Genomic DNA, 23,356 nt, shown 5'->3' with positions numbered 1-23,356 from the left:
AAAGCCACGCCACGATGCGCCAATTCCGTCTCTGGCGAAAGCCACGGCAAGGCCCATAATCAAACGTGCATGGAAACGCCCGAAAGGCCTCCGTGCAAGATATGAGATAGAGGGGGAATAGGATGATGTCGGAGTTCAGGATTTCACGCCGCACGGTGCTTGCGGGCTCTGCCGTGCTTCTGGCCTCCACCGCGATGCCGGCCTTGAGCTGGGCGCAGACGCCGAAGAAGGGTGGCCGCCTGGTGCTCGCCGCCGATTCCGAGCCGCGCAACCTCAACCCGGCCATCGTCGCCTCGAATGGCGTCTTCTTCATCTCCAGCAAGATCGTCGAAACGCTGGCCGAAGCCTCCTTCGATGGCAAGGACGGGCTTGCACCACGCCTGGCGGTCAGTTGGGAAGGCGCCGCCGACGGGCTGTCGGCGACCTTCAAACTGCGCGAAGGGGTCAAATGGCATGACGGCAAGCCGTTCACCTCGGCCGACGTCGCCTTCTCGGCGCTGCAGATCTGGAAACCGCTGCAGAATCTCGGCCGCACCGTGTTCAAGGATCTGGCCGCGGTAGATACCCCTGATGAATTGACCGCCGTGTTCAAATTCGCCAAGCCGACGCCCTTCCAGCTGATCCGCAACGCTCTGCCGGCGCTGAGCAGCGTGGTGCCGAAGCACGTTTACGAAGTTGGCAAGATCGAGGACAACCCGGCCAACAACGCGCCCATCGGCACCGGCCCGTTCAAGTTCGCCGAATACAAGGCCGGCCAATACTACCGGCTGACGAAGAACACGGATTATTGGGGCAAGGGCGAGCCCTATCTCGATGAGATCATCTACCAGGTGCTGCCCGACCGCACTTCGGCGGCGAGCGCGCTGGAAGCAGGAGAGATCCAGCTCGCCGCCTTCTCCGCCGTGCCGCTGGCCGATCTTGACCGCATCTCGAAAGTGCCGGGCCTGAAGGTGATCACCAAGGGCTATCAGGGACTGACCTACCAGCTCGTCGTCGAGATCAATCATCGTCGCAAGGAGCTCGCCGACCTGAAGGTGCGCCAGGCGATCGCGCATGCCATCGACAAGGATTTCGTCGTCAAGACGGTGTTCCTCGGCTATGCCGCCACCGCCACCGGCCCGGTGCCGAAGAACGACCCGCAGTTCTATACCGCCGACGTCCCGACCTATGCCTTCGACGTCGCCAAGGCCAATGCGCTGCTCGACGAGGCGGGTTACAAGAAGGGCGCCGACGGCAAGCGCTTTTCGCTGAAACTGTTGCCGGCTCCCTATTTCAACGAAACCAAGCAGTTCGGCGACTATCTGCGCCAGGCGCTCGCCGCGATCGGCATCGACGCCCAGCTCGTCAACAACGATTCCGCCGCGCATATCAAGGCCGTCTACACCGACCACGCTTTCGACCTCGCCGTCGGCCCGCCGGTGTTCCGCGGCGACCCGGCGATCTCGACCACCATCCTGGTGCAAAGCGGCATTCCGGACGGCGTGCCGTTCTCCAACCAGGGCGGCTACAAGAACGATGCGCTGGACGCGCTCATCGCCAAGGCGTCCGAGACGCTCGATACATCGGCCCGCACCAATCTTTACAAGGAGTTCCAGAAAGAGGTGGCCGCCGACCTGCCGCTGATCAACGTCGCCGAATGGAGCTTCATCAGCGTCGCCCGCGACACTGTGGGCAACATCGCCAACAATCCGCGCTGGGCGGTATCGAACTGGGCGGACACATATCTGGAATCGTGACAGTATTTCGCGGATGAACGTTCGCGAAATCATCGTAGGCGTTGAGTTCTACGAGGCCCCCCTCTGTCCTGCCGGACATCTCCCCCTCAAGGGGGGAGATTGGCAACTTGTCTGTCCCGCGAATTTTCCGATGTTGGGGATTGGCGAAGCCAAAAATGACAGCCAATCTCCCCCCTTGCGGGGGAGATGTCCGGCAGGACAGAGGGGGGTGCCCAGGCGCGGTCCTAACCAACGTATCGCCAACCCATCGAGGGCCGCATGAACCGCGCCCTCACGCTCCTCCGCCGTCGCCTCGTCGGCAGCGTCTTCGTGCTTTTGATCGTTGTCATCGGCACGTTCCTGCTGCTCGAGGCCGCCCCGGGCGACGCGGTCGATGCCTATATCGTCTCTACCGGCGGCGATGCCGGCATGATCGAGCTGTTGCGCCATCGCTGGGGCCTCGACCAGTCGGAGCTGACGCGGCTCGCCAACTATCTCTGGGCGCTGCTGCATCTCGATCTCGGCCAGTCCGTCACCTTTTCGCGGCCGATCCGCGACGTGATCCTCGAGCGCCTGCCGACCACGCTGTGGTTGATGGGCAGCGCCACCGCGCTTTCCTTCGGCCTCGGCTCGGCGCTGGGCATCTATGCCGGCGCCAGGCCGGGCAGTTTTCGCGACCGTTTTCTCTCCATCGGTTCGCTGGCGCTCTACGCGGTGCCGGGTTTCTGGCTCGGCCTGGTGCTGATCGTCGTCTTCGCTGTCGACCTGCGCTGGCTGCCGATCGGCGGCATCGAGACCATCGCCTCCGGCAAGGCCGGCCTCGACCGCGCCGCCGACATCGCCATCCATCTCGTCCTGCCGGTCTCAGGCCTCGGCTTCATCTACCTGGCGCTCTATTTGCGGATGATGCGTGCCGGCATGACCGAGGTCTGGCGGCAGGATTTTGTGCTGGCCGCCCGTGCCAGGGGCTTGTCGCTCCCCCGCATCGTGCTTGCCCATGTCGCCCGCAATGCGCTGCTGCCATTGGTCACGATGCTCGGCCTGCAGTCGGCGCAGATGCTGGGCGGTAGCGTCGTCATCGAGAGTGTTTTTGCCGTGCCCGGTCTGGGTCGGCTGGCGCAGGAGGCAGTGGCCGCGCGCGACACGCCCTTGCTGCTCGGCATCATTCTCGTCAGCGCCGTCCTGGTCATCGTCATCAATATTCTCGTCGATGTCGCCTATGCCTTTCTCGACCCGCGCGTCGGCGCCAGCGAGGCCGGCACATGAGCACGCTCCGCCGCTTTCTGCGCACGCCGGAGGCGGTCGCCGGCGCCATCCTCCTGGCGGCATTGTGCGTCACGGCCCTGTCAGCGCCGCTGCTGTTTCCGGGCGACCCGCAAGCCATCGCCGGCCCGGCGCTGCTGCCGCCCTTCCAGGACTGGTCGCTGCCGCTCGGCACGGATCGCCTCGGCCGCGACGTGCTGGCCGAGCTTTTCCACGGCGCCCGCACATCGCTTGCCGTCGGCCTTGCGGCAGCCGCCGCCGCACTGGCCATCGGCTCGATGGTGGGCACGGTGGCCGGGTTTGCCGGCGGCCTCACCGACGAGGTGCTGATGCGCGTCACCGATGCCTTCCAGACCGTGCCGGGCTTTTTGCTGGCTCTGGCCTTCGTCAGCGTCGTCGGCCCTTCGCTCGGCGTCGTCGTGGCGGCAATAGCGCTCGGCACCTGGACCGGGCCCGCGCGCGTGGCCCGCGCGGAAGTGCTGTCGATCCGCGAGCGCGACTACGTTGCCGGCGCGCGCGTCATCGGCATGCATCCGCTGGAAATCGCCTTTCGCGAGGTGCTGCCCAATGCCTTGCCGCCGGTGCTGGCGCTGTCCTCGGTGATCGTGGCAGCGGCGATCCTCACCGAGGCGGCTTTGTCGTTCCTCGGCCTTGGCGACCCCAATCGGGTCACCTGGGGCGGCATGATAGCTGAGGGCCGCGCCGTGCTGCGCACCGCGCCCTTCCTGTCGATCGTACCCGGCATAGCACTGGTCCTGACGGTGCTCGGCGTCTATCTCGCCGGTGAAGGCATCGTTGAAACCACGGCGGTCCGAAGAGGCCTGTCGTGACCGCGCTGGCTTCGATCCGCAACCTCGCGGTGACCTACCGCCGTGACGACGGCGAGGTGGTGGCGCTGAGGGACATCAGCCTCGACATCAAGGCTGGCGAGCGGCTGGCCGTCATCGGCGAAAGCGGTTCGGGCAAAAGTACGCTGGCTTTGGCGATTGCGGGGTTGTTGCCGGCGAGCGCCAGGATTGACGGACGTATCGATTGGGTTTTGCCAGCGTTGGGTGCGAAGGCACCCCCCTCTGTCCTGCCGGACATCTCCCCCTCAACGGGGGAGATTGGCAGCTTCGCCGATGGCTCCCCTACACCATTGGGGATTGGCGAAGGCCGAGATGAAGGTGCAATCTCCCCCCTTGAGGGGGAGATGTCCGGCAGGACAGAGGGGGGCCTCATAGAACGCAGCGTCCAAAAGACCACTTCCAAACCAAGCCCCACACCCCTCCTCGGCCGCGATATCGGCTTCATCTTTCAAGACCCGTCCGCCAGCCTCGATCCTGTCATGATTGTCGGCAAACAGATCGCCGAAGTCTCCCGCACCCATCTCGGTCTCACATGGCCTCAGGCATACGCCAGGGCGAAGGACCTGCTCGAACGCGTCCGTCTGCCCGACCCGGACTCCGCCCTGCGCGCCTATCCGCATCAGCTGTCCGGCGGCCAGAAGCAGCGTGTGGCGATTGCAGCCGCGATCGCAGCCGGCCCAAGACTTTTGATCGCCGACGAGGCGACCAGCGCGCTCGACACCATCGTGCAGGCCGAGATCGTCGCACTGATCCGGCGGCTGGTGGAAGAAGACGGCATGACGCTGCTGTTCATCAGTCACGACATTGCGCTGGCCGCCGAGCTGGCGGACCGCATTGCGGTGTTCCGGCATGGCGAATTGATCGAACTTGGCGCCACGCAACAGATCGTCAGTGCGCCAACTGAAGCCTACACGCGCGCGCTGCTCGAGGCCCATATCGGCCTCGACGCCGAACCGCTGCACCACGGTGTGATGGCATGAGCGCCCCTGTGCTGGCGGTTTCCAACCTTACCAGGCATTACCGCCGTGGCGGCAAGACAGTTACCGCGGCCGACGACGTTTCTTTCGAAATCGGGCCCGGCGAGACGCTGGCGCTGGCCGGACCCTCCGGCAGCGGCAAGTCGACGATCGCCCGGCTGGTGTTGCGGCTGATCGAGCCGGATGCCGGCCGGATCGAGTTTGAAGGCCATGATTTCCTGGCTCTGGGCGGCGCCAGCTTGCGTGCGCGTCGCGCTCGCTTGCAGATGGTGTTCCAGGATCCGCTTGCCGCCTTCAATCCGCGCGCCACGGTGGCGCGCGTGCTTGACGACCCTTTGCGCATCCACGGCGTCGCCTCCCGTTCCGAGCGCCCGCGCCGTATCGCCGCCCTGCTGGAGCGCGTCGGGCTTACGGCGGAGCTCGCCTCTCGCGCCATCCACGAAATCTCGGGCGGCCAGCGGCAGCGGGTGGCGATTGCCCGCGCCATGGCCACGAAACCCTCGCTGATCGTGCTCGACGAAGCGGTGTCGGCACTCGATGTTTCGGTGCGCGGACAGATCCTCGATCTTTTGCTCGACCTGCAACGCCAGGAACGGATCGCTTATCTCTTCATTTCGCATGATCTCGGCGTCGTCAGGGCCGTCGCCCACCGCGTCATCCTTCTCGACGGCGGGCGGATTGCCGAGAGCGGCGATGCCCGCGCCGTCATCGATGCGCCGCGATCGGCTATCGGCAAGGCGCTCGTGGCAGCCGCACCAAAGCTCAGAAGAACCACGCAGGAAGCATCATGATCGACCCCGAAGCCAGAGCCGAGAAACTGTCGCGCGAACTCGATTCCGCATTCCGCAACCGGGCCGACCTCTATCGCCTGTTCCTGGATCAGTTGACCGGAGAGCTGGGCGCCGAAAGAGCCGAGGCGATAATGACCCGGACCATCGAGCAGCGCGGCAAGGAAGTGGCCGCAGCCGCCTTCGCCGCATTCGGTCCCAACGACGCGCGCTCAATCGGCGAAGCTTTCCTGTCGGTCAGCCCGGATGACGGCCGGATGTATCCGACCGATGTCGAACGCGGGCCCGACCGCATCGCCTTCAAGGTGAAACGCTGCCCCCTCAAGGATGCTTGGGTCGAGGCCGGCGTCGGCGAGGAAAAACTCGCGACGCTCTGCCGCATCGCCGGCGCCTTCGACCGTGGCCTGTTCGAGGCGACCGGCGTGCGCTTCGACAATGTCACCTGGACGCACGGCAGCGGCTGCTGCCATATCGCGCTGACCAACCGCGATGCCGGCTAGCAATTGACGGCCTTAGCCGCCGACCATCAGTCTGACGACCTCATCATGGTTGGTCTCGGAAATCTTGCGCTCGCCGGCCTGGATCCCGCGCCGCAGCACGACGATGCGATCGGAAACGGCGAAGATGTCCTGCAGATTATGCGAGATGAAGATCACGCCGCGCCCTTGCGCCTTGAGCTGATGGATGAGCGAAATCACCTTGCGCTGCTCCGGCACGCCGAGCGCGGCCGTCGGTTCATCCATGATCAGGATCTGCGCGTCCCAGTAGACGGCGCGGCCGATGGCCACGGCCTGGCGCTGGCCGCCGGAGAAATTGCTGACCGGCGCGTTCAATCGGCTGACGTGGAAGTCCAGCCGCTTCATCGTCTCCCTGGCGGCCTCGGCCATGGCCTTGCGGTCGAGCACCGGCAGGAAGCCGAACGCCTTGCGCATCGGTTCGCGGCCGAGGAAGATGTTGGCACCGATCGACAGATTGTCGGCCAGCGCGAGATCCTGGTAGATCGTCTCGATGCCCTTTTCGCGCGCCTCCTGCGGCGTGGCGAAAGCCACCGGCTGACCTCTGAGCAGGATTTCTCCGCCCGTCGGCTGGAACACGCCCGATATTGCCTTGATCAGGGTCGTCTTGCCGGCGCCATTGTCGCCGGCAAGCGCCACCACTTCGCCCGGCCGCACGGCCATGGAGAAATCGTTGAGCGCCCGTACCGCACCGAAGTGCTTGGAAAGGTTCCGGACTTCGAGGAGGGGCTCGGTGCTATTCATCCTGACGGGCTCCACTGAACCGGCGCTGCGCCTGGTCGATGAGAACGGAAATGATGATGACGACGCCGACGGCGATGAACTGCCAGAACGGCTCCACATTGACGAAGACCAGCCCGTATTGGATGACCGCGATCACCAGCGCGCCGGCGACGGTGCCGAAGATCGTGCCGGAGCCGCCGAACAGGCTGGCGCCGCCGATCACCACCGCCGCGACGCTGTCGAGCAGCAGCGGTTCGCCGGCCTGCGCTGCCCCCGCCGTGAAGCGCGCGGCATAGAGCGCGCCGCCAAGGCCGGCGCACATTGCCGACAGCACGTAGAGCCGCAGGATGTGGCCCCTGATGTCGATGCCGGCGCGGCGCGCCGCCTGCACATTGGCGCCGATGGCGTAATTGTGCTGGCCGAACCGGGTCTGGCTGAGCAGATAGTGCATCACGACGACGAAGACAGCGGCGATCATCACCAGATAGGGCACGCCATGGAACTTGCCGTTGCCGAGCAGTGCGAACCAGGAGTTCTGTACCGGCACCGTCGTGCCGCCGGCAAGCAGGAAGGCGACACCGCGGGCGACGCCGAACATGCCGAGCGTGCCGATGAAGGGCGGAACCCTGAGCCGCGAGATCAGCAAGCCGTTGATGACGCCGGGCACGCCGGCCACGATCACCGCGGCAAGGATGCCGGCCAGCATGGCCAACGGCAACGGAATGGCGGCGCCCGCCATGTTGGTGGCATGCGCGGCGATGACCGCGGCAAGGCCCATGATGAAGCCCAGCGAAAGGTCGATGCCGCCTGATATGATGACAAAGGTCTGCCCGGTCGCCAAAAGCAGCGGCGCCACGGCGAAAATCGCGATGGATTGAAGATTGAACGGATTGAGCACGAAAGTGGCGCCGAAGGCGCTCCGCGACCAGATCTCGAAACAGATGATCAGGCCGGCGAGAAACAGCCAGGCGCGCCCCTCGGCGATGCGTGCGATCCAGCTCCTGGCGGGATCGCCGTGGTCAGCCTGGGGGGCGACATGCTTCTCGGCTGGCTGTGCTGGTGATGTCGAGGTCATGAGTACTCCGCGGCGCGGCTGCCTTCAAACAGGTCCCGCCCTGGCGGGACCGGCACAGGCTCCTCCCGGCGCACCGGGAAGAGCCAAGCTGGTCCGGACTTACTCGGAATAGAGATACTTCGAGATGTTCGGATCGGCGATGTTGGACTTGTCCATGATCGTGAAGCCGGTGCCGATCATGACCGGGATGGATTGGCCGGTCAGGTGGGCATAGGCCGAGACGACGCCGAAATAGCCGATCTCTGCGGGATGCTGGGCGATCGCCACATCCACAAGGCCGGTGTTGATGTTGTCGACGATGCTGGTCGGAGCATCGAAGGCAACCACTTTGACGGTGCCCGTCTGCCCTGCCTGCTTGACGCCATTGGCGGCGCCCAGCGCCGAGAACAGATTGGCGCCGAACACGCCGACGAGGTCGGGGTTGCGCGCGAACACCGCCTGCAGCTGCGAGGCCGCCTTGTTGGCGTCGTCGTCATTGAACTGGGTCTCGAGAACGGTGATGCCGGGATGGTTGGCCATCTCCTTCTTGAAGCCTTCCTCGCGCTGGTCGGTGGTCGAGATGCCGGGCTTGACGTTGGAGACATAGACCTTGCCCTTGTCGCCGACGGCCTTGGCAAGCGCCCGCGCCGCGATCTCGCCGCCCAGCACATTGTCCGAGGCGATGTAGGCCAGCGGGAAATCGGCGTCACCCGCGCCGGTCTGATAGGCGCCGGTGCCGATGAACGTATCCACGGTGATGACCGGAATGCCTGCGTCATTGGCCTTGCGCAGCGGCTCGACCAGCTGGACCTTGTCGGTAGGCGCGATCAGGATCGCGTCCGGCTTCTTGGCGATGACCGCGTCGAGCACCGGCACCTGGGTGACCGGATTGAACTCAGGAGCGCCCTGGAAGACCAGGTTCACGCCAAGCGCGTCGGCCGCGGCCTGGGCGCCCTTGCGCATGGTGATGTAGAAACCGTCGGTGGTCAGGCCCGGAACGAGCGCGATGGTGTATTTCTTGTCCTGCGCCTGCGCGGGCGCGATAAGCACCGTCGCGCTGACGGCGAGAGCCGCGAGCGCGGCAACGATCTTCTTCATGACATCCTCCTCATTGTGTTGGCAGATCTGCCGTTGCAAGTGACATCGAATGGCCGTCGTCCGCTTGGGACAGACGGCCGGGAACGCCTGTTTGCTTTTCGCGGGCAGCTCCTCCCAAGCGCCCTCCAGTCGATATGTCAGCCGGTCCAGCCGACCGGCACGATAGCCACGGTCACTTCCTCGCCTCCGCGAGGTCAGAGAACCACGGCACCCGGCATGCATTGCACGCCAAGTTCACAAACTTGTAACACTTTGCAGAAATAAATTGCAACTCGGTTTTCCGGGTCGCAACGCCGGATTTTTCACGCAACATCCGACTGCTCCACAAAGTCCCGCCGAACTATTGCCTCGACTTCTCGGCGGCACAACCGATTTCGTAAAATCGCCCTCGCGAACTGGAATGCGGCGGCGGGGCGTCGGGTGGCACTATCGCGGCGGCAGGGTAGCGAGGATGGCTTGCGCCGTCTTCGTATCCGTTATCACGGCGTTGATCAGCCGGGCGCGAGCGGCGCCGATGATGGCCGTCGCTTTTTCCGGCGACGCCGCGACACCGATCACCAGCGGCACGGCGCGGAGCTGCGCCGGCGACATGGCAATCATCCGGCCCTCTCCTTCCCAGGCGATCAGCGCGCCATCGGCATCGAAATAATGCCGAAGGACATCGCCAGCCGCATGGACCAGCGCCTGCTCGCTCGGCGTGGCGGCGCTCGCCTCGGGTGCATTGATGGCATGCGGCAGGCCGATGCCGACGATCGCCACATCGGTCCTGTCCCACAGCGCGACGGCATCGCTGATGGCGGCATCACCAAGGAAGACTTCACGCAATTCACTGGAAGGCAGATAGGGCGCATGAATGAAGTGCGGTATCCCGCCGAACTCCTCGGCGGCGAGGCGGACGAATTCGTTGACCTGAAAATGCGCCGCGTGCTGCTGCATGCCGCCGGTGGCGGCAACGGTCAGCACGCCCGGAATGCGCGGCAGGCCGGCGCGGATCACCTCGCGCACCGCGCGCCCCCAGCCGATGGCGACCACGGAGCCGGCCACCAATTGCGCCTGCTTGAGAAGGCCGCCGAGCGGGCCGGCCAGCGCCGTCAGCGCGCCTGCGGCCGGCGTCTCGACCACCGCTGCGTCACGCAGGCCTAGCCTATCGATCAGCTGTCCGGTGATCTCCTCAGGTGCCGCCAGATCGAGAACCTCAATACGGACGATCCCTTCCGCCCGCGCCCGCTGCAAGAGGCGCGATATGGTCGCGGTGGAGACGCCAAGCTGCCGCGCGATATCGACCTGCGACATCTCCGCCTCGTAATGCAGTTTGGCGACCGTGTGCAGCATCGTGCGCGATGCGGTCGCATCCTGGATGGGAGGGACAGCCAGCTTGCAATTCCTTTCAGCAACGTGTTACACACGTATACGTCGATGGGAGTTATCGCGCAAATCCGGCGAACCCGCAACTTGAGGCCCTTCCTGCCCAGGCGCCGGCAAGGTGTGCTTTTCCGGGCAATCGACGGCGCATCAAGACGGCAATTCTCCCCTGCCGGCAGGCGGGCAAAAACTGAACATTCCTGTTTTCACGGGATCCGCGCCCTCGGCCAGAGAGCGCTAACATCGGACAGAGACCATGACAAAGATGACCACCGCGGAGCTGCGCGGCTATCAGCAGATATGCGGCAAGGACGGGGCCATGCTGGCCATCGCCTGCGACCAGCGCGGCGGCATGCGCACCTTGCTGGCGTCGGATCCGGCCGAACAGGCCAGGATCACCAACGATATGCTCGGGGACACCAAGGCCGACATCACGCGCTACCTTGCAAGTGCCGCGTCCTGCGTGCTGCTCGACCCGCTCTGCGCGGTGCCGCGGGTTGTCGAGGAGGGCGTGCTGAACCGCGATACCGCGCTGCTTATCGGCCTCGACGCCTCGGGTTTCGACGTCTCGCCTGAAGGCTATCGCCTGTCGCGCCTTGTCCCCGGCATCGATGCGCGCCGCGTGCGCGAACTGGGTGGCACGGGCGGCAAGATCATGGTGTATCTGCGGGCCGACAAGTCCGAAGCGAATGAGCACAACATTGCCATCCTGCGCCAATGCATCGCCGACTTCGGGCAGGAAGATTTGTTGCTCGTCGTCGAATTCCTGACCTATCAGCTCGAAGGCGAAAGCCCTGAAGATTATGCGACGAAGACGCCGTGGCTTGTCGAGGAAGGCACAAGGATCTCGCTGGAGTGCGGGGCGAAGGTGTTGAAGCTTCCGTATCCCGGAACGCCGGAAGCCTGCGCCAACATCACGAGAATGGCCGGCGAGGTGCCGTGGGCGGTGCTTTCGGCCGGCGTCAACCACGCCACCTTCCTCGGCCAGGTCGAGATTGCCATGCAGAACGGCGCCTCCGGCGTCATCGCCGGCCGCTCGCTGTGGAAGGACTGCATCTCGCTCGATCGTGACATTCAGCGCGAAAGGCTTAAGACCATCGCGGTGCCGCGATTGCGTGAGATCCAGGCGGTAATCGGGCATCACCGGCGCAAGGCCGCCGCCTGATATCCGCGTTGGATCACCGGCACCTGCAGGACGTCATGCCTCTCAGCATAGGGATAGATATAGGCGGCACCAATCTGCGGGCCGCCCGCATTTCGGGCACCGGCGAAATCGTCGAACGTCTGTCCGAAAAGAGCGCGCCAGACCCGCAGGCTGTGCTCTCGCGGATCGCCGGGATGGTGCGCCGGCTCGACACAGCGGAGGTTTCGGCCATCGGCATCGGTGTTCCCGGTCGCGTCGACGCGCATCGCCGCGCGGTCCTGTCCGGCGGCTACGTCAATCTGGCCTCCGTCTCGCTGGCGCAGCGCCTGGAAGACATGGCCGGCAAGCCCGTCGTCATCGACAATGACTGCAACATGGCACTGGTCGCCGAGATGGCGCTCGGCGCCGGCCGGGGCCATCACGACGTCGCCATGTTCACCATCGGCACCGGCATTGGCGGGGCCGTCGCTCAACATCGGCGGATCGTGCGTGGCCGGGCAACGGCAGGGCAGCTCGGCCACATCACTGTCGACGTCAATGGCGAGATCTGCGCCTGCGGCCGGCGCGGTTGTGTCGAGACCACCAGTTCGGGCACCGCGCTTGGCCATCACATCGCGCGGGCCGGCTTGCGTCCCGACCTTTCGGTCGACCAGCTCTTTGCCCGCGACGCCGCCGGAGACGTCCAGGCGCGCGCTATACTCGAAGCCTGGGCAATGCCTTTGCGTGCCGCCATCGATACCAGCGTCGCCATGTTCGACCCCGGTGTCGTCCTGCTCGGCGGCGGTCTTGGCCGGGCGGCACACAAGGCGCTCGGCCGCGCGCCGGCCCTGGCGCCCTGGTATCAGTGCCCGGTCGAGCCGGCGCAGCTCGGCGACGAGGCCGGCGTGATCGGGGCGGGATTGCAGGCGCTGGCCGGAACAGACAGGGCGACAGCGCCGATTTTTGGCCGGCATTTTGTGCAAGCCGGCGCGGCCAGGCGCGCCGTGCTGGTCAACGGCATCCCGGCCAGCGGCAAGAGCACGGTGTCGCGCGGCATCGCCGACCGCATGGGATGGCCGTTGCTTGCGCTCGACACGATCAAGAATCCGTTTCTCGAGGTGCTCGGCGGCGGCGACCGCGCATTCAACCGCACGCTCGGCCGCGCCAGCTATCAGGCGATCTGGTCAGTCGTCGGCGAAGCCCCAGCGGGCTCCACATTCATCGTCGACGCCTGGTTCGGTTTCCAGCCGCGCGAGCTGCTCGAGGATCATCTCAGGAATGCCGGGGTCGAACAGACCGTCGAAATCTGGTGCCATGCGCCCGGCGAAGTCCTTGCCGAGCGTTACGGCGCCCGGCTCGGCCAGCGTCTCCCCGGCCATCCAGGCGCAGCCTATATCCCCGAACTGATCGAACTCGCCAGGCGCGCCGAACCGCTGCGGCGCGGCCCGCTCTTCGACGTCGACACGACGAAACCGATCGACCTCGATGCCATCACGGCATGGCTGCGAGCGATGATGACAGGCGACGTTTAGAATGTTGGTGGACAAGAAGCAGCTGGCTTGGCCTGCCTAGTCAATAACCGACGGTGAAGCGCTGCTTTATGTGGGCGGGCTTCTCGATCTCGTCGACCATCGCGATGGCGTAATCCTCGAAGGAAATGCTGCTGCCCTTGTCCGAAGCCAGAAGCGTGTCCTTGCCGAGGCGGAACTTGCCGGTCCGCTCGCCCGGGATGAACATGGCGGATGGCGACAGGAACGTCCAATCGAGGTCATCGATGGTCTTCAGCTTGTCGAGGAAGCCGGCGCCCTTCTGCGCCTCGGCCTTGTAGATGTCGGGAAATTCGGGCGTGTCGACCAGCCGCTTGCCGGGCGCGACCTCAAGGCTGCCCGCACCGCCGACGACCAGGTAGCGCTTCACGCCGGAGGCTCGCACCGCGGCGATCAGCGTGTCGGCATCGCTGTCGAGGAAATGCACCGAACTGGTCACCACATCATGGCCGCGGATCAGCTTGGCCAGGCCTTCCATGTCGAAGACATCGCCCTTCCTGGCCGTCACGCCAGGCAGCGCCGCGATTTTTTCAGGATTGCGGGCGATGCCGGTGACCGTGTGGCCACGGCCGGAGAGTTCTTTGAGCAGGCGCGAACCGACTGCGCCCGATGCGCCGATGAGAGCGACTTTTGCCATGTCTTTTTCCATTCCTTTGGAGGTCGGTTGGGGATCACGCGGCCGCGATATGAGCGAGGAGATTGTCGAAACTGCCGAACAGCGCGTTCGAACCGATAAGGCGCGGCGCATCGTTGCGGATGACGGCGAGCGAAGGCACGCCATTGGAATGCAAGCGCTGGAACAGCGCGCGGCCTCGGCCGACCAGTTCGCGGTGAGCTGTCAGCAATCCTTCGGTTGGCGCCTTCACCAGTTCGCCGGCATCGGCCATGCCGGCGGCGGCGAGCACCTCGGCGACACCGCCGACCGTGACGATATCGCGCCCATCGACATAGCGCGCGTTCTGGATCGCCTTCAGCGCGGCGAGCCGGCGGTCGGGATCTTCGAGGCCCGCCGCGGTGATCGCGAGGGTCGCGGCATGGGAATCCAGCAACGTGCCGCGAACATTCAGCACGTTGTCCCGATAGCCCTGCGTGAAAACCTGTCCGGTCAAGCGCTCGATGCGCTGGTCGTTCGCCCAGGCATGGGCGGCAAAACCGTCATCCATCGGCCGGGCGCCTGCCCCCGAAAACAGGCCGGTCGGCAAGAGCTCGATGCGGACGCCGCTGGCGGACAGTTTTTCGAGCATCGGGCTTGCGCCATAGCACCAGCCGCAGAGCGGATCGAAAAGGTAGGTCACTTCTGGATTGCCCACGGTCGTCCGGCCTCCGTTGCCGTGGCGTTGGCTGCCGCATCCGCCAGACTTCTTGGCCACATGTGGCAGGTGACGGTCTTGCAATAAATAGCGTCCAATAATACAAACTGTCTGATCCAATCAGACAAAGCGCATGACCGAACTCCTGAATCTCAATCGGCTCGTCTATTTCACCACGGTGATGGAGACAGGCTCGTTCACCACGGCGGCGGACCGGCTTGGCGTAGCCAAGGCCGTGGTCAGCCACCAGGTCGGCAGGCTTGAACAGGAATTGGGCGCGACGCTCATGCGGCGCACGACGCGGCGTGTCACGCCGACCGAGGAGGGTCGCCTGTTCTACGACCGCGCGATGATCATCCTGCGCGAAGCCGAAGCGGCCTATGGCGAGATCTCGCACGGGGCGATCGAACCCAAGGGAATGCTGAGGCTGACCGCGCCGCTCGACTATGGCACGAAGATCGTTGCGCCGGTCATGGCCGCCTATCTCCAAACTTATCCGCATATGCGCGTCGAGGCGATTTTCGATGACGCCGTCAGCAATCTGGTGGACGAGCAGATCGACCTCGGCATCCGCGTCGGCTGGCTTGCGGATTCGTCCAATCAGGCGCGGCGCCTGGGCACGATACAGCAGGTCGTGGTGGCGAACCCGAGCTTCGCCGCAAGCCTGCCGCCCGATGTCACCCCGCGCCAGGCAAGATCGCTTGCCTGGGTCGGCAACGCCCAGCTGCGCGGCATCGGCCAATGGCTGTTTTCAAGAGAGGGAGAAACGGTGTTGACCGAACTCAACCCGGTCATCATGTGCGACAAGAGCCCGGCGGCTCTTGCCTGCGTGCTCGCCGGTATCGGATTGGGCGTATTTCCCGACTACAGTGTCGGCGACGATATCGCCGAGGGGCGTCTCGTGCCGGTATTTGCCGACTGGATGTTGCCTGCCGGCGGCATCCATGCCGTTTTCCCTCCGGCCCGGTTCCGGCCAGCCAAGGTCCGCGCCTTCGTCGAGTTGCTGGCGGCCGCCGAGAAGAAACGCTCGCGTCTCGTCGAAACGGCCTGAGGCGACGGAGACAGCCCGCCAGCTCAAGGCTGACGGGCCGATCATTTTGGATCGCCGGGGCGCTCACCGATAGGTCGCGTATAGATCCTCAATCCGCTCGCACGGCGCGGCCGCTGGGCGCGGTACTCGCAGGCGAGATCATATTCGGCACCAGAATGTCATTGCGGCGCGCGAAGGCGATCAAGGTCGCCCGCACGGTTTCCGCATCGATCTCGCCGGCAATGCCGGCTTTGCAAGCGTTGAGGGCGACGGCATGGGCGCCGTTCCGGCTGGCAACGGGCCAGTCCTGCAGCATGGCATATGCTTCCATCGCAGTCTCGATCGTCACCGGAAGCCCCATTCCGACCAAGATGGTCACGGGTTCTTCAAAGCGCATCTGTGCCATGATTTAAACCTCCATTCGATGGCAAACGAACCGAAGCATGTCGGGCAGCCTGGTGCGCGAAGACAGGTCGGCGCGGATAGGGCGGGTGCGCCGGTGTCGTCGGATTTCCGGCGGCCGCGAGCCTGATCTCGGCTGGCTCGACTGGGCTTGGCTTGAGCACCGGCGAGCCTCGGCCGGGCGCCGGTAGCGCCTTATGCGCCTTGGCGAGCGCCTCGAGCCAGGCAAGGACGGAAAGCGGCGGCCGCGCCCGCCCATCGAGCCAGGCGGCGACCTGGCTTTGCGGGCAACCAAGCTCGTCGACGAGGTCTGCCGCTTTCCACCTCAACGTTTTCAGGCATTCACGCAATTGGCCCACGATCATGTCGGTCCTCTTCCCAACCGGACATCGGTCCATCGTTTGCTGTGGGGCTCCGATGATCGCGTCCTCCATCCCTGGTTGAGCCGCCGGAGCCTTCCGAGGCTGCCGACACATGCTGCGCGGCCAGGAACATCAGCGTCGACGCCGCCGTACGGCGGCTCCAGCCTGCGGACTCGGCCATGTCGAGAACGCGCATCAACAATGGCCCCAGCACGCTCCTGCATTCTGCCTCGTAGGCGAGAAATTCGTTTGCCGGATGCGTGGGCGCCGAAACGGAACCGATACCGGTCATAGTGGTCTCTCTCCAAACTTTCCCCGGGAAGCGCCCGCTCCCACTTGCGGGAGCGGGCGGCCTCCAAGCGTCCTAGAAGTCCATGCCCGCGCCGGCGGGCATGGCAGGGGTCGCGGCCTCCTTCTTTGGCTTCTCGGCTACCATCGCCTCGGTGGTGACCAGCAGGCCAGCGACGGAAGCGGCATCCTGAAGCGCGGTGCGCACGACCTTTGCCGGATCGATGACGCCTTGACCGTAGAGATCGCCGAACTCGTTGGTCTGGGCGTTCCAGCCCCAGCCGAACTCGCTCTTCTCACGCAGCTTGCCGACGATGATCGAGCCCTCGGCGCCGGCGTTCTCCGCGATCTGGCGCACCGGGGTCTCGATCGCACGCCGCACGATCTCGACACCGGTCCTCTGGTCGGCATTGTCGATCGGCAAGGCATCGAGCGCCTTGGCGGCCCGGAGCAACGCGACGCCGCCGCCCGGGAGTACGCCTTCCTCGACCGCCGCACGGGTCGCATGCAGCGCGTCGTCGACACGGTCCTTGCGCTCCTTCACCTCGACTTCCGTCGAACCGCCGACACGGATGACGGCGACGCCACCGGCGAGCTTCGCCAGCCGCTCCTGCAGTTTCTCGCGGTCGTAGTCGGAGGTAGTCTCCTCGATCTGCGCTTTGATCTGGGCGATGCGGCCCTGGATCTCTTCCTTGCGGCCAACGCCATCGACGATGGTGGTGTTTTCTTTTTCGATCACCACTTTCTTGGCGCGGCCCAGCATCTGCAGCGTGACGTTCTCGAGCTTGATGCCGAGATCCTCGCTGATCGCCGTGCCGCCGGTGAGGATGGCAATATCCTCCAGCATCGCCTTGCGGCGATCGCCGAAGCCGGGCGCCTTGACTGCCGCGACCTTCAGGCCGCCGCGCAATTTGTTCACGACCAGCGTGGCGAGCGCCTCGCCCTCGACATCCTCGGCGATGATCAGCAGCGGCTTGCCCGACTGCACGACTGCCTCGAGGACGGGGAGCATGGCTTGCAGGTTGGACAGTTTCTTCTCGTGGATCAGCACGTAGGGCTCTTCGAGCTCGACGCGCATCTTGTCCTGGTTGGTGATGAAGTACGGGCTGAGATAGCCGCGGTCGAACTGCATGCCTTCGACCACCTCCAGTTCGGTCTCGGCGGTCTTGGCCTCCTCCACCGTGATGACACCTTCATTGCCGACCTTCTCCATCGCCTCGGCGAGGAACCGGCCGATCTCGGGATCGCCATTGGCCGAAATGGTGCCGACCTGGGCGATCTCATCGTTTTTCGTCACCTTGCGAGCGTTGGCCTTCAGTTCGGCGACGACCGCCTCCACGGCCTTGTCGATGCCGCGTTTCAAATCCATCGGATTCATGCCCGAGGCAACGGCCTTGGCACCTTCCTTGACGATGGCTTGGGCCAGAACGGTCGCGGTCGTGGTGCCGTCGCCGGCGATGTCGTTGGTCTTCGAAGCGACTTCGCGCACCATCTGCGCGCCCATGTTTTCGAACTTGTCTTCCAGTTCGATCTCCTTGGCCACCGTCACACCATCCTTGGTGATGCGCGGCGCGCCGAAGGATTTATCGATAACGACGTTGCGGCCTTTGGGACCGAGCGTCACCTTCACCGCATTGGCCAGAATGTCGACGCCGCGCAGCATCTTCTCGCGGGCTTCGGTATGGAATTTCACTTCCTTGGCAGCCATTGGATCACTCCTTCAATTTAGGCAGCTTTCGTTGACTGATAACTTGGCAAGAAGCCGTCAGGCGGCCTTCTTCACGGTCGCGGTCTGCTCGATCACGCCCATCACATCGCTTTCCTTTATGATGATCAGGTCTTGGCCGCCGAGCTTGATCTCGGTGCCGGACCATTTGCCGAACAGAATGCGGTCACCCACCTTGACGTCGAGCGGCTGTAGCTGCCCGGCTTCGTTTCGGGCGCCGGGGCCGGCGGCGATCACCTCGCCTTCCTGCGGCTTTTCCTTGGCTGTGTCGGGAATGATAATGCCGCCAGCCGTTTTCTCCTCGGCTTCGATGCGGCGGACCAGGATACGGTCGTGCAATGGGCGGAACGTCATGTCGTTCTCCTTCAAGGACAAACAGTTTTTGAGGTTCCTCCGCGCCGGACCGGCAATATCGGCCCGGCACGAGGTGCCGCGACCCTTGTTCAGGCATCGCGCGCGCATATCGAGCTAGTTTTGGAATTTTCCGGTTTCAAGAGGTTGGCGCAAAAATTTTGGCACTCGTCGCACGAGAGTGCCAACGCGTTGTTATCATGCAGGAATTCTCACCAAGTCGACGATTTCACCGCTTGAATTTTGGTAGAGGGCCAACAAGATTATCCTGGCCGGCGCTGCCGAAGCACAGCCGGAAACTGGACGCTATCGAGGAGTTTTTGCAGACGGAGGACAACGATGGACCGACAGAAATTTTCGCCGATCATGCCTTCCCTGACTGACACGCCCGACACCTCGCTTGACCGGCTGCTTTCGCCGGCGAGGCGCTTCAAACATCCTGACGAGGTATTGGAAGACGACGCGCTCGACCTCTGGGAAAAGCGGGCGATCCTGTCGTCTTGGGCCTCGGATGCCTGCGCGGTGGAGTCGATGCCGGAACTGCGCCTGCCGCCGGGAGTCGAGCGGCCGGTTTGCTTCGACCACATCATGGAGGCCCTATGCAAGCTCGACATCGACGTGCCGGCGCCGCGGTCCACGCCGGACGAATTCCGGCACGACTTCGCCAGGATGAATGCATAAGGTCGTCAGCGAAAGGAGAAACATATGGTGACTGCGGTCAGCAGAGAATTCCGCCTGCAGATGGATGGCTACGGCCTGACCACGGCCGAGATTCACTATCATATGCCTGACTACCCCAACCTGCTGCAGCTCTATGTCTGGCAGGAATACGACCGCGCTCCCGATTTTCCGGAGCTGAAGGGCTTCCTTGGCTATTGGGAAAGCGAACTGGACGGCGCGCTGCATTCCGTGCGCGTCGCACATCATCGTCTAATCACACCGTCGGAATGGCGCGCCGTTAACGGCATCGTTGCCATCCATTGAGCGGATCAAAAACCTGAAGCGCGTCGCCTGCTACGCGGCGCGCTCAAAGGCCCCATTGAGCATACCTAAAGTCAGAGCTTCCGAGCAGGATGGGCGGTAGGAATTCGTGTTATCCTGCTCTGACAGCCATCAGCGGGGCCGCCCCTGGCATCCTCGCGGAGCGGGGTTGGCGAGGCGAAGGGGAGCGGCCCCTCGTCAGGCCGGCTCGCTTGGCCGCCTTCAAGAAAGCCTTGTAGGCGGCACGCCCGCTGCGCCAGCCATCCAGCGCATCACGGCATGCGCGACCGGCGGCGCGCCAGCTTGGTCCGCGCGCCCATTTCGGCCATTGTTGATCCAGGCATTCCAGAGCCTCGAAGCTGCTGGCGACCTTACGCGGGGCATTCGAGAATTCGAGGGTAATCGGTTGAGGAAACCGAATATCGTTCATCACTTCCTCCGTTTTTTGACGTCTTTTTGCGAGTAAGCAATCGGATGGCGTCATCGGCGACCCTCCATCCGTGATCGAGATGGTCAGCCGTTCAGGCCGCGTCAAGGGCCGCCGGAATTCGGTAAGACGTTCGATCAGGCCTCTTGACGCCACGCCCGTCAGTTCCCAGATCGATTCCGCCGGCGCCGGAAGGGCCGGCAGGTCAAGGAGTGCCGCATCCTTGGCACTCCTCGTACCCATGTTGCTCAGCGAAGGAGGATATGGCTATGAGAACCGCTTTCGACTTTTCACCACTCTATCGGTCGAGCATAGGCTTCGACCGTATTTTCGACCTGCTGGAGAATGCCAGCCGCACGGCGAACGTCGACAACTGGCCGCCCTACGATATCTCCAGGACCGGTGACGACGCCTACCGCATCACCATGGCGGTAGCCGGCTTCAGTCAAGACGAATTGAGCATCGTGCATGAACCCAACATGCTCGTCATCGCCGGCGAGCGTGCCGGAGAGGACAATGGCGAATACCTGCATCGCGGCATCGCCGGACGGCCGTTTGAGCGCCGCTTCGAACTTGCCGACCATGTGAAGGTGACCGGCGCCGGCCTCGTCAACGGTCTCCTGACCGTCGATCTCCAGCGTGAGATTCCCGAAGAGATGAAACCGCGCAAGATCGAGATCGGCACCAGCATGGCCAAAGCCAAGGAAAAATCCGCGGCAAAGCCCGTGCAAGTGGAAAAACAGGCCGCGTGAGGCAATTCGGGTCAGGGCTTCCACCAACCGGACGCCGGTCGCCCGGTGGTGGAGACGCAAGCAAAGAGGAGAAAGACAATGAGCGTACGTGATCTCATTCCTTTTGGCCGGGAACGCGGACAGGTGCCCAGCCTTTTGCGCGATGGCGAACGTGATCCGTTCATGTCGTTGCACCGCGAGGTCAACCGTCTTTTCGACGATGTTTTCCGTGGTTTCGGTTCGGGGCTGCCGTCCTTGTCTTCCGTTGCCGCCGACGGCGCACGCTGGCCAAGCGTCGAGATCTCCGACACTGGAAAGGAGGTCCGTGTCACGGCCGAAGTGCCCGGCATGGAGGAAAAGGACATCGAGGTCCTGCTCGATGACGACGTGCTGACCCTGAAGGGCGAAAAGCGGTCCGAGACCGAGGACAAGGAGCGCCAGTTCTCCGAGCGCTATTACGGTCGTTTCGAGCGCCGCATTCCGCTCGGCATCGAGGTAGAGCAAGACAATGTCGAAGCGCGCTTCAGGAACGGCGTCCTGACGGTTACATTGCCGAAGACCGCGAGAGCGCAAGCGCAGGCAAAGCGGATCGAGATCAAGAGTTGAACCACCTATGCCGGCGGTGGGACAAACCCACCCGCCGGTTCTGGTCGAGACGGCAGTATTGACGGCTTACACTGCGGACGCGATCGCTTGCTGGCTGGATTATCTTCGGCGACAGGTCTGCCTTTTGTGCGGTGGCCCGCTGAACGCTTTGGCTTGGCTTGGCTTGGATTTCTTTTTGACCTTGGGCGTCGGCTTTGGGTGTTTGCGGGCCCGTGATGAGGGTTCAAATCAGCCGGGCACGATCAGCCGGATACAAGAACAGCCCGGGGTGAGCCGGGCTGTTTTGATTTGGTTGCGGGGACAGGATTTGAACCTGTGACCTTCAGGTTATGAGCCTGACGAGCTACCGGGCTGCTCCACCCCGCGCCACCTATGAGCAAGCGTGAGCTTGCTTCGACCTCTGGAAGCAGGTGTTTCTGCTTCGATGTTTGGAAGCGGGCGATTGCCTGCTTCGCGCCGCCAAATTGAAAGGGCCGCTTACGCGGCCCGTTGTCCCGTTGGCGGGCCTGTTCGTGAAGAGAAGATTTCACATCCATCCGATTGGATGTGAGTTTAACGTGCGTTTGGCAGACCTGGCAGCGACCTACTCTCCCGCGTCTTGAGACGAAGTACCATCAGCGCTGGAGCGTTTCACGGCCGAGTTCGGAATGGGATCGGGTGCAGCCGCTCCGCCATAACCACCAGGTCGGCAAAACGCACGTTATTCGAGAAGCTGGTTAGGGATTGGGCAGTAGGCAATAGTGAGTAGGGGATGCCTATTCGCTATTGGCTCGCTGCTCTTCACCTGTCTTTTTGTGCCTGAGCGACATCCACAGTTTGCTTTCGGGCAAAGCCCGCAAGCGCGACTGCGCGTCGCCGGTCGTCCGGCGCCCTCGCGGAGCATAGGCCCGTAAGGGCCGCTCATGCGTGAGCGCTGGCCAGACCATCGTGTTTCACGATGGGCATAAGGAATGAGAACGATCAAGCCGATCGAACTATTAGTACCGGTAAGCTTCAAGCGTTGCCGCTCTTCCACACCCGGCCTATCAACGTGGTCGTCTTCCACGGTTCTCAGGGAATACTCGTTTTAAGGTGGGTTTCCCGCTTAGATGCCTTCAGCGGTTATCCCGTCCGGATATAGCTACCCTGCTATGCGGCTGGCGCCACAACAGGTCCACCAGAGATCCGTCCATCCCGGTCCTCTCGTACTAGGGACAGATCCTTTCAATATTCCTACACCCACGGCAGATAGGGACCGAACTGTCTCACGACGTTCTGAACCCAACTCACGTACCGCTTTAAATGGCGAACAGCCATACCCTTGGGACCTGCTCCAGCCCCAGGATGCGATGAGTCGACATCGAGGTGCCAAACAACCCCGTCGATATGGACTCTTGGGGGTCATCAGCCTGTTATCCCCGGCGTACCTTTTATCCGTTGAGCGATGGCCCTTCCACGCGGGACCACCGGATCACTATGACCGACTTTCGTCTCTGCTCGACTTGTCAGTCTCGCAGTCAGGCAGGCTTATGCCATTGCACTCAGCGAACGATTTCCGACCGTTCTGAGCCCACCATCGCGCGCCTCCGTTACTCTTTAGGAGGCGACCGCCCCAGTCAAACTACCCACCATACATTGTCCCGGACCCGGATAACGGGCCGCGGTTAGACATCCATAGTGATAAGGGTGGTATTTCAAGGGTGGCTCCACCTGAGCTGGCGCCCAGGCTTCAAAGCCTACCACCTATCCTACACATGCCACTACGAATGCCAATGTAAAGCTATAGTAAAGGTGCACGGGGTCTTTCCGTCTAACCGCAGGAACCCCGCATCTTCACGGGGAATTCAATTTCACTGAGTCTATGCTGGAGACAGCGGGGAAGTCGTTACGCCATTCGTGCAGGTCGGAACTTACCCGACAAGGAATTTCGCTACCTTAGGACCGTTATAGTTACGGCCGCCGTTTACTGGGGCTTCGATTCAGAGCTTGCACCCCTCCTCTTAACCTTCCAGCACCGGGCAGGCGTCAGACCCTATACGTCGCCTTGCGGCTTCGCAGAGCCCTGTGTTTTTGATAAACAGTCGCTACCCCCTGGTCTGTGCCACCCTCCTCTGCTTGCGCAGAAAAGGGTCACGCTTCTTCCGAAGTTA

24 protein-coding genes, 1 tRNA gene and 2 rRNA genes (1 of these 27 cut by a window edge) are annotated in these 23,356 nt (G+C 63.5%); 13 read left to right on the top strand and 14 right to left on the bottom strand.

What is annotated here, in order from left to right:
• Window positions 1-125 precede the first annotated feature (125 nt).
• From FJ979_RS24715 to FJ979_RS24685, 6 genes are all read left to right on the top strand, one after another.
• Complete coding sequence (locus FJ979_RS24715; protein ID WP_140584099.1) at window positions 126-1,736, top strand: ABC transporter substrate-binding protein; 1,611 nt, start codon at window positions 126-128, stop codon at window positions 1,734-1,736.
• 258 nt (window positions 1,737-1,994) lie between these two features.
• Window positions 1,995-2,981 carry an ABC transporter permease gene (locus FJ979_RS24705; protein ID WP_140584097.1) on the top strand — a complete coding sequence of 329 codons (987 nt, stop codon included), beginning with the start codon at window positions 1,995-1,997 and terminating at the stop codon, window positions 2,979-2,981.
• Window positions 2,978-3,808 carry an ABC transporter permease gene (locus tag FJ979_RS24700; RefSeq protein WP_140584095.1) on the top strand — a complete coding sequence of 277 codons (831 nt, stop codon included), beginning with the start codon at window positions 2,978-2,980 and terminating at the stop codon, window positions 3,806-3,808. Before FJ979_RS24705 ends, FJ979_RS24700 begins: the two co-directional genes overlap by 4 nt.
• On the top strand, window positions 3,805-4,806 hold the full coding sequence (locus FJ979_RS24695) for an ABC transporter ATP-binding protein (protein WP_181168587.1): 1,002 nt from the start codon (window positions 3,805-3,807) through the stop codon (window positions 4,804-4,806). Before FJ979_RS24700 ends, FJ979_RS24695 begins: the two co-directional genes overlap by 4 nt.
• Entirely contained in the window at window positions 4,803-5,594 is a 792-nt protein-coding gene (locus FJ979_RS24690; protein ID WP_140558316.1) for an ATP-binding cassette domain-containing protein, read from the top strand. The genes FJ979_RS24695 and FJ979_RS24690 overlap by 4 nt, the downstream gene beginning before the upstream one ends.
• Complete coding sequence (locus FJ979_RS24685; protein WP_140584093.1) at window positions 5,591-6,091, top strand: L-2-amino-thiazoline-4-carboxylic acid hydrolase; 501 nt, start codon at window positions 5,591-5,593, stop codon at window positions 6,089-6,091. Before FJ979_RS24690 ends, FJ979_RS24685 begins: the two co-directional genes overlap by 4 nt.
• A gap of 12 nt (window positions 6,092-6,103) precedes the next feature.
• Here FJ979_RS24685 and FJ979_RS24680 read toward each other — a convergent pair whose 3' ends face one another.
• From FJ979_RS24680 to FJ979_RS24665, 4 genes are all read right to left on the bottom strand, one after another.
• On the bottom strand, window positions 6,104-6,850 hold the full coding sequence (locus FJ979_RS24680) for an ATP-binding cassette domain-containing protein (RefSeq protein ID WP_140500435.1): 747 nt from the start codon (window positions 6,848-6,850) through the stop codon (window positions 6,104-6,106).
• Window positions 6,843-7,904, bottom strand: a complete 1,062-nt coding sequence (locus FJ979_RS24675) for a ribose ABC transporter (protein WP_140500436.1) — start codon at window positions 7,902-7,904, stop codon at window positions 6,843-6,845. Before FJ979_RS24675 ends, FJ979_RS24680 begins: the two co-directional genes overlap by 8 nt.
• A gap of 99 nt (window positions 7,905-8,003) precedes the next feature.
• Window positions 8,004-8,981, bottom strand: a complete 978-nt coding sequence (locus FJ979_RS24670) for an ABC transporter substrate-binding protein (RefSeq protein WP_140584091.1) — start codon at window positions 8,979-8,981, stop codon at window positions 8,004-8,006.
• Window positions 8,982-9,407: 426 nt separating this feature from the next.
• Complete coding sequence (locus FJ979_RS24665) at window positions 9,408-10,313, bottom strand: sugar-binding domain-containing protein (protein WP_140560212.1); 906 nt, start codon at window positions 10,311-10,313, stop codon at window positions 9,408-9,410.
• Window positions 10,314-10,599: 286 nt separating this feature from the next.
• Here FJ979_RS24665 and FJ979_RS24660 point away from each other — a divergent pair, with 286 nt between their 5' ends.
• Both FJ979_RS24660 and FJ979_RS24655 read left to right on the top strand, forming a co-directional pair.
• Window positions 10,600-11,508 carry a tagatose-bisphosphate aldolase gene (locus tag FJ979_RS24660; protein WP_140584089.1) on the top strand — a complete coding sequence of 303 codons (909 nt, stop codon included), beginning with the start codon at window positions 10,600-10,602 and terminating at the stop codon, window positions 11,506-11,508.
• A 35-nt stretch (window positions 11,509-11,543) separates the two neighbouring features.
• Window positions 11,544-12,998, top strand: a complete 1,455-nt coding sequence (locus tag FJ979_RS24655; RefSeq protein WP_140584087.1) for an ROK family protein — start codon at window positions 11,544-11,546, stop codon at window positions 12,996-12,998.
• A 40-nt stretch (window positions 12,999-13,038) separates the two neighbouring features.
• On the opposite strand, the gene FJ979_RS24650 is transcribed toward FJ979_RS24655, so the two are convergent.
• Both FJ979_RS24650 and FJ979_RS24645 read right to left on the bottom strand, forming a co-directional pair.
• Window positions 13,039-13,650: an NAD(P)-dependent oxidoreductase gene (locus FJ979_RS24650; protein WP_140584085.1), complete on the bottom strand. Its 612-nt coding sequence runs from the start codon at window positions 13,648-13,650 to the stop codon at window positions 13,039-13,041.
• A 34-nt stretch (window positions 13,651-13,684) separates the two neighbouring features.
• A complete protein-coding gene (locus FJ979_RS24645) occupies window positions 13,685-14,323 on the bottom strand; it encodes a DsbA family protein (protein ID WP_140584083.1) in 639 nt (212 codons plus the stop codon).
• A gap of 133 nt (window positions 14,324-14,456) precedes the next feature.
• On the opposite strand from FJ979_RS24645, the gene FJ979_RS24640 reads away from it, so the two are divergent.
• Window positions 14,457-15,374 (top strand): LysR family transcriptional regulator, encoded by a 918-nt coding sequence (locus FJ979_RS24640; RefSeq protein WP_140584081.1) that lies wholly within the window; start codon window positions 14,457-14,459, stop codon window positions 15,372-15,374.
• An 88-nt stretch (window positions 15,375-15,462) separates the two neighbouring features.
• Here FJ979_RS24640 and FJ979_RS24635 read toward each other — a convergent pair whose 3' ends face one another.
• From FJ979_RS24635 to FJ979_RS24620, 4 genes are all read right to left on the bottom strand, one after another.
• Entirely contained in the window at window positions 15,463-15,759 is a 297-nt protein-coding gene (locus tag FJ979_RS24635) for a DUF982 domain-containing protein (RefSeq protein WP_140584079.1), read from the bottom strand.
• Between the two features lie 338 nt (window positions 15,760-16,097).
• Complete coding sequence (locus FJ979_RS24630; protein ID WP_224518917.1) at window positions 16,098-16,409, bottom strand: hypothetical protein; 312 nt, start codon at window positions 16,407-16,409, stop codon at window positions 16,098-16,100.
• Window positions 16,410-16,481: 72 nt separating this feature from the next.
• Window positions 16,482-18,113 carry a chaperonin GroEL gene (gene groL, locus FJ979_RS24625; RefSeq protein WP_140513825.1) on the bottom strand — a complete coding sequence of 544 codons (1,632 nt, stop codon included), beginning with the start codon at window positions 18,111-18,113 and terminating at the stop codon, window positions 16,482-16,484.
• A 57-nt stretch (window positions 18,114-18,170) separates the two neighbouring features.
• Entirely contained in the window at window positions 18,171-18,485 is a 315-nt protein-coding gene (locus tag FJ979_RS24620) for a co-chaperone GroES (protein WP_140584078.1), read from the bottom strand.
• A gap of 336 nt (window positions 18,486-18,821) precedes the next feature.
• Here FJ979_RS24620 and FJ979_RS24615 point away from each other — a divergent pair, with 336 nt between their 5' ends.
• Together FJ979_RS24615 and FJ979_RS24610 are read left to right on the top strand one after the other, a co-directional pair.
• Window positions 18,822-19,163 (top strand): hypothetical protein, encoded by a 342-nt coding sequence (locus FJ979_RS24615; protein ID WP_224684857.1) that lies wholly within the window; start codon window positions 18,822-18,824, stop codon window positions 19,161-19,163.
• Between the two features lie 24 nt (window positions 19,164-19,187).
• Entirely contained in the window at window positions 19,188-19,466 is a 279-nt protein-coding gene (locus tag FJ979_RS24610; RefSeq protein WP_140584076.1) for an usg protein, read from the top strand.
• A 109-nt stretch (window positions 19,467-19,575) separates the two neighbouring features.
• On the opposite strand, the gene FJ979_RS24605 is transcribed toward FJ979_RS24610, so the two are convergent.
• On the bottom strand, window positions 19,576-19,893 hold the full coding sequence (locus FJ979_RS24605; protein WP_140584143.1) for a DUF982 domain-containing protein: 318 nt from the start codon (window positions 19,891-19,893) through the stop codon (window positions 19,576-19,578).
• A 266-nt stretch (window positions 19,894-20,159) separates the two neighbouring features.
• Here FJ979_RS24605 and FJ979_RS24600 point away from each other — a divergent pair, with 266 nt between their 5' ends.
• The gene (locus FJ979_RS24600) at window positions 20,160-20,642 is read left to right on the top strand and encodes an Hsp20 family protein (RefSeq protein ID WP_140522628.1); all 483 of its coding nucleotides are present in this window, start codon (window positions 20,160-20,162) and stop codon (window positions 20,640-20,642) included.
• 78 nt (window positions 20,643-20,720) lie between these two features.
• On the top strand, window positions 20,721-21,227 hold the full coding sequence (locus FJ979_RS24595; RefSeq protein ID WP_140584074.1) for an Hsp20/alpha crystallin family protein: 507 nt from the start codon (window positions 20,721-20,723) through the stop codon (window positions 21,225-21,227).
• Between the two features lie 289 nt (window positions 21,228-21,516).
• On the opposite strand, the gene FJ979_RS24590 is transcribed toward FJ979_RS24595, so the two are convergent.
• The 3 genes from FJ979_RS24590 to FJ979_RS24580 form a co-directional block, all read right to left on the bottom strand.
• Window positions 21,517-21,593 (bottom strand) — tRNA-Met (locus FJ979_RS24590).
• Window positions 21,594-21,797: 204 nt separating this feature from the next.
• A 5S ribosomal RNA gene (gene rrf / locus FJ979_RS24585) occupies window positions 21,798-21,912 on the bottom strand.
• A gap of 271 nt (window positions 21,913-22,183) precedes the next feature.
• Window positions 22,184-23,356, bottom strand: a 23S ribosomal RNA gene (locus FJ979_RS24580); it runs 1,638 nt beyond the window's last position.

This window comes from Mesorhizobium sp. B1-1-6 (genome assembly GCF_006443035.1).
GTDB lineage: Bacteria > Pseudomonadota > Alphaproteobacteria > Rhizobiales > Rhizobiaceae > Mesorhizobium.
The sequence above is the reverse complement of the archived record's forward strand: the minus strand, read 5'-3'. Positions and strand labels throughout refer to the sequence as shown.

Coding starts and splice junctions, on each gene's coding strand:
- FJ979_RS24715 (WP_140584099.1), top strand. CDS start 126: ATGTCGGAGTTCAGGATTTCACGCCGCACGGTGCTTGCGGGCTCTGCC.
- FJ979_RS24705 (WP_140584097.1), top strand. CDS start 1,995: ATGAACCGCGCCCTCACGCTCCTCCGCCGTCGCCTCGTCGGCAGCGTC.
- FJ979_RS24700 (WP_140584095.1), top strand. CDS start 2,978: ATGAGCACGCTCCGCCGCTTTCTGCGCACGCCGGAGGCGGTCGCCGGC.
- FJ979_RS24690 (WP_140558316.1), top strand. CDS start 4,803: ATGAGCGCCCCTGTGCTGGCGGTTTCCAACCTTACCAGGCATTACCGC.
- FJ979_RS24685 (WP_140584093.1), top strand. CDS start 5,591: ATGATCGACCCCGAAGCCAGAGCCGAGAAACTGTCGCGCGAACTCGAT.
- FJ979_RS24680 (WP_140500435.1), bottom strand. CDS start 6,850: ATGAATAGCACCGAGCCCCTCCTCGAAGTCCGGAACCTTTCCAAGCAC.
- FJ979_RS24675 (WP_140500436.1), bottom strand. CDS start 7,904: ATGACCTCGACATCACCAGCACAGCCAGCCGAGAAGCATGTCGCCCCC.
- FJ979_RS24670 (WP_140584091.1), bottom strand. CDS start 8,981: ATGAAGAAGATCGTTGCCGCGCTCGCGGCTCTCGCCGTCAGCGCGACG.
- FJ979_RS24665 (WP_140560212.1), bottom strand. CDS start 10,313: ATGCTGCACACGGTCGCCAAACTGCATTACGAGGCGGAGATGTCGCAG.
- FJ979_RS24660 (WP_140584089.1), top strand. CDS start 10,600: ATGACAAAGATGACCACCGCGGAGCTGCGCGGCTATCAGCAGATATGC.
- FJ979_RS24655 (WP_140584087.1), top strand. CDS start 11,544: ATGCCTCTCAGCATAGGGATAGATATAGGCGGCACCAATCTGCGGGCC.
- FJ979_RS24650 (WP_140584085.1), bottom strand. CDS start 13,650: ATGGCAAAAGTCGCTCTCATCGGCGCATCGGGCGCAGTCGGTTCGCGC.
- FJ979_RS24640 (WP_140584081.1), top strand. CDS start 14,457: ATGACCGAACTCCTGAATCTCAATCGGCTCGTCTATTTCACCACGGTG.
- FJ979_RS24635 (WP_140584079.1), bottom strand. CDS start 15,759: ATGGCACAGATGCGCTTTGAAGAACCCGTGACCATCTTGGTCGGAATG.
- FJ979_RS24630 (WP_224518917.1), bottom strand. CDS start 16,409: ATGACCGGTATCGGTTCCGTTTCGGCGCCCACGCATCCGGCAAACGAA.
- groL (WP_140513825.1), bottom strand. CDS start 18,113: ATGGCTGCCAAGGAAGTGAAATTCCATACCGAAGCCCGCGAGAAGATG.
- FJ979_RS24620 (WP_140584078.1), bottom strand. CDS start 18,485: ATGACGTTCCGCCCATTGCACGACCGTATCCTGGTCCGCCGCATCGAA.
- FJ979_RS24615 (WP_224684857.1), top strand. CDS start 18,822: ATGGACCGACAGAAATTTTCGCCGATCATGCCTTCCCTGACTGACACG.
- FJ979_RS24610 (WP_140584076.1), top strand. CDS start 19,188: ATGGTGACTGCGGTCAGCAGAGAATTCCGCCTGCAGATGGATGGCTAC.
- FJ979_RS24605 (WP_140584143.1), bottom strand. CDS start 19,893: ATGAACGATATTCGGTTTCCTCAACCGATTACCCTCGAATTCTCGAAT.
- FJ979_RS24600 (WP_140522628.1), top strand. CDS start 20,160: ATGAGAACCGCTTTCGACTTTTCACCACTCTATCGGTCGAGCATAGGC.
- FJ979_RS24595 (WP_140584074.1), top strand. CDS start 20,721: ATGAGCGTACGTGATCTCATTCCTTTTGGCCGGGAACGCGGACAGGTG.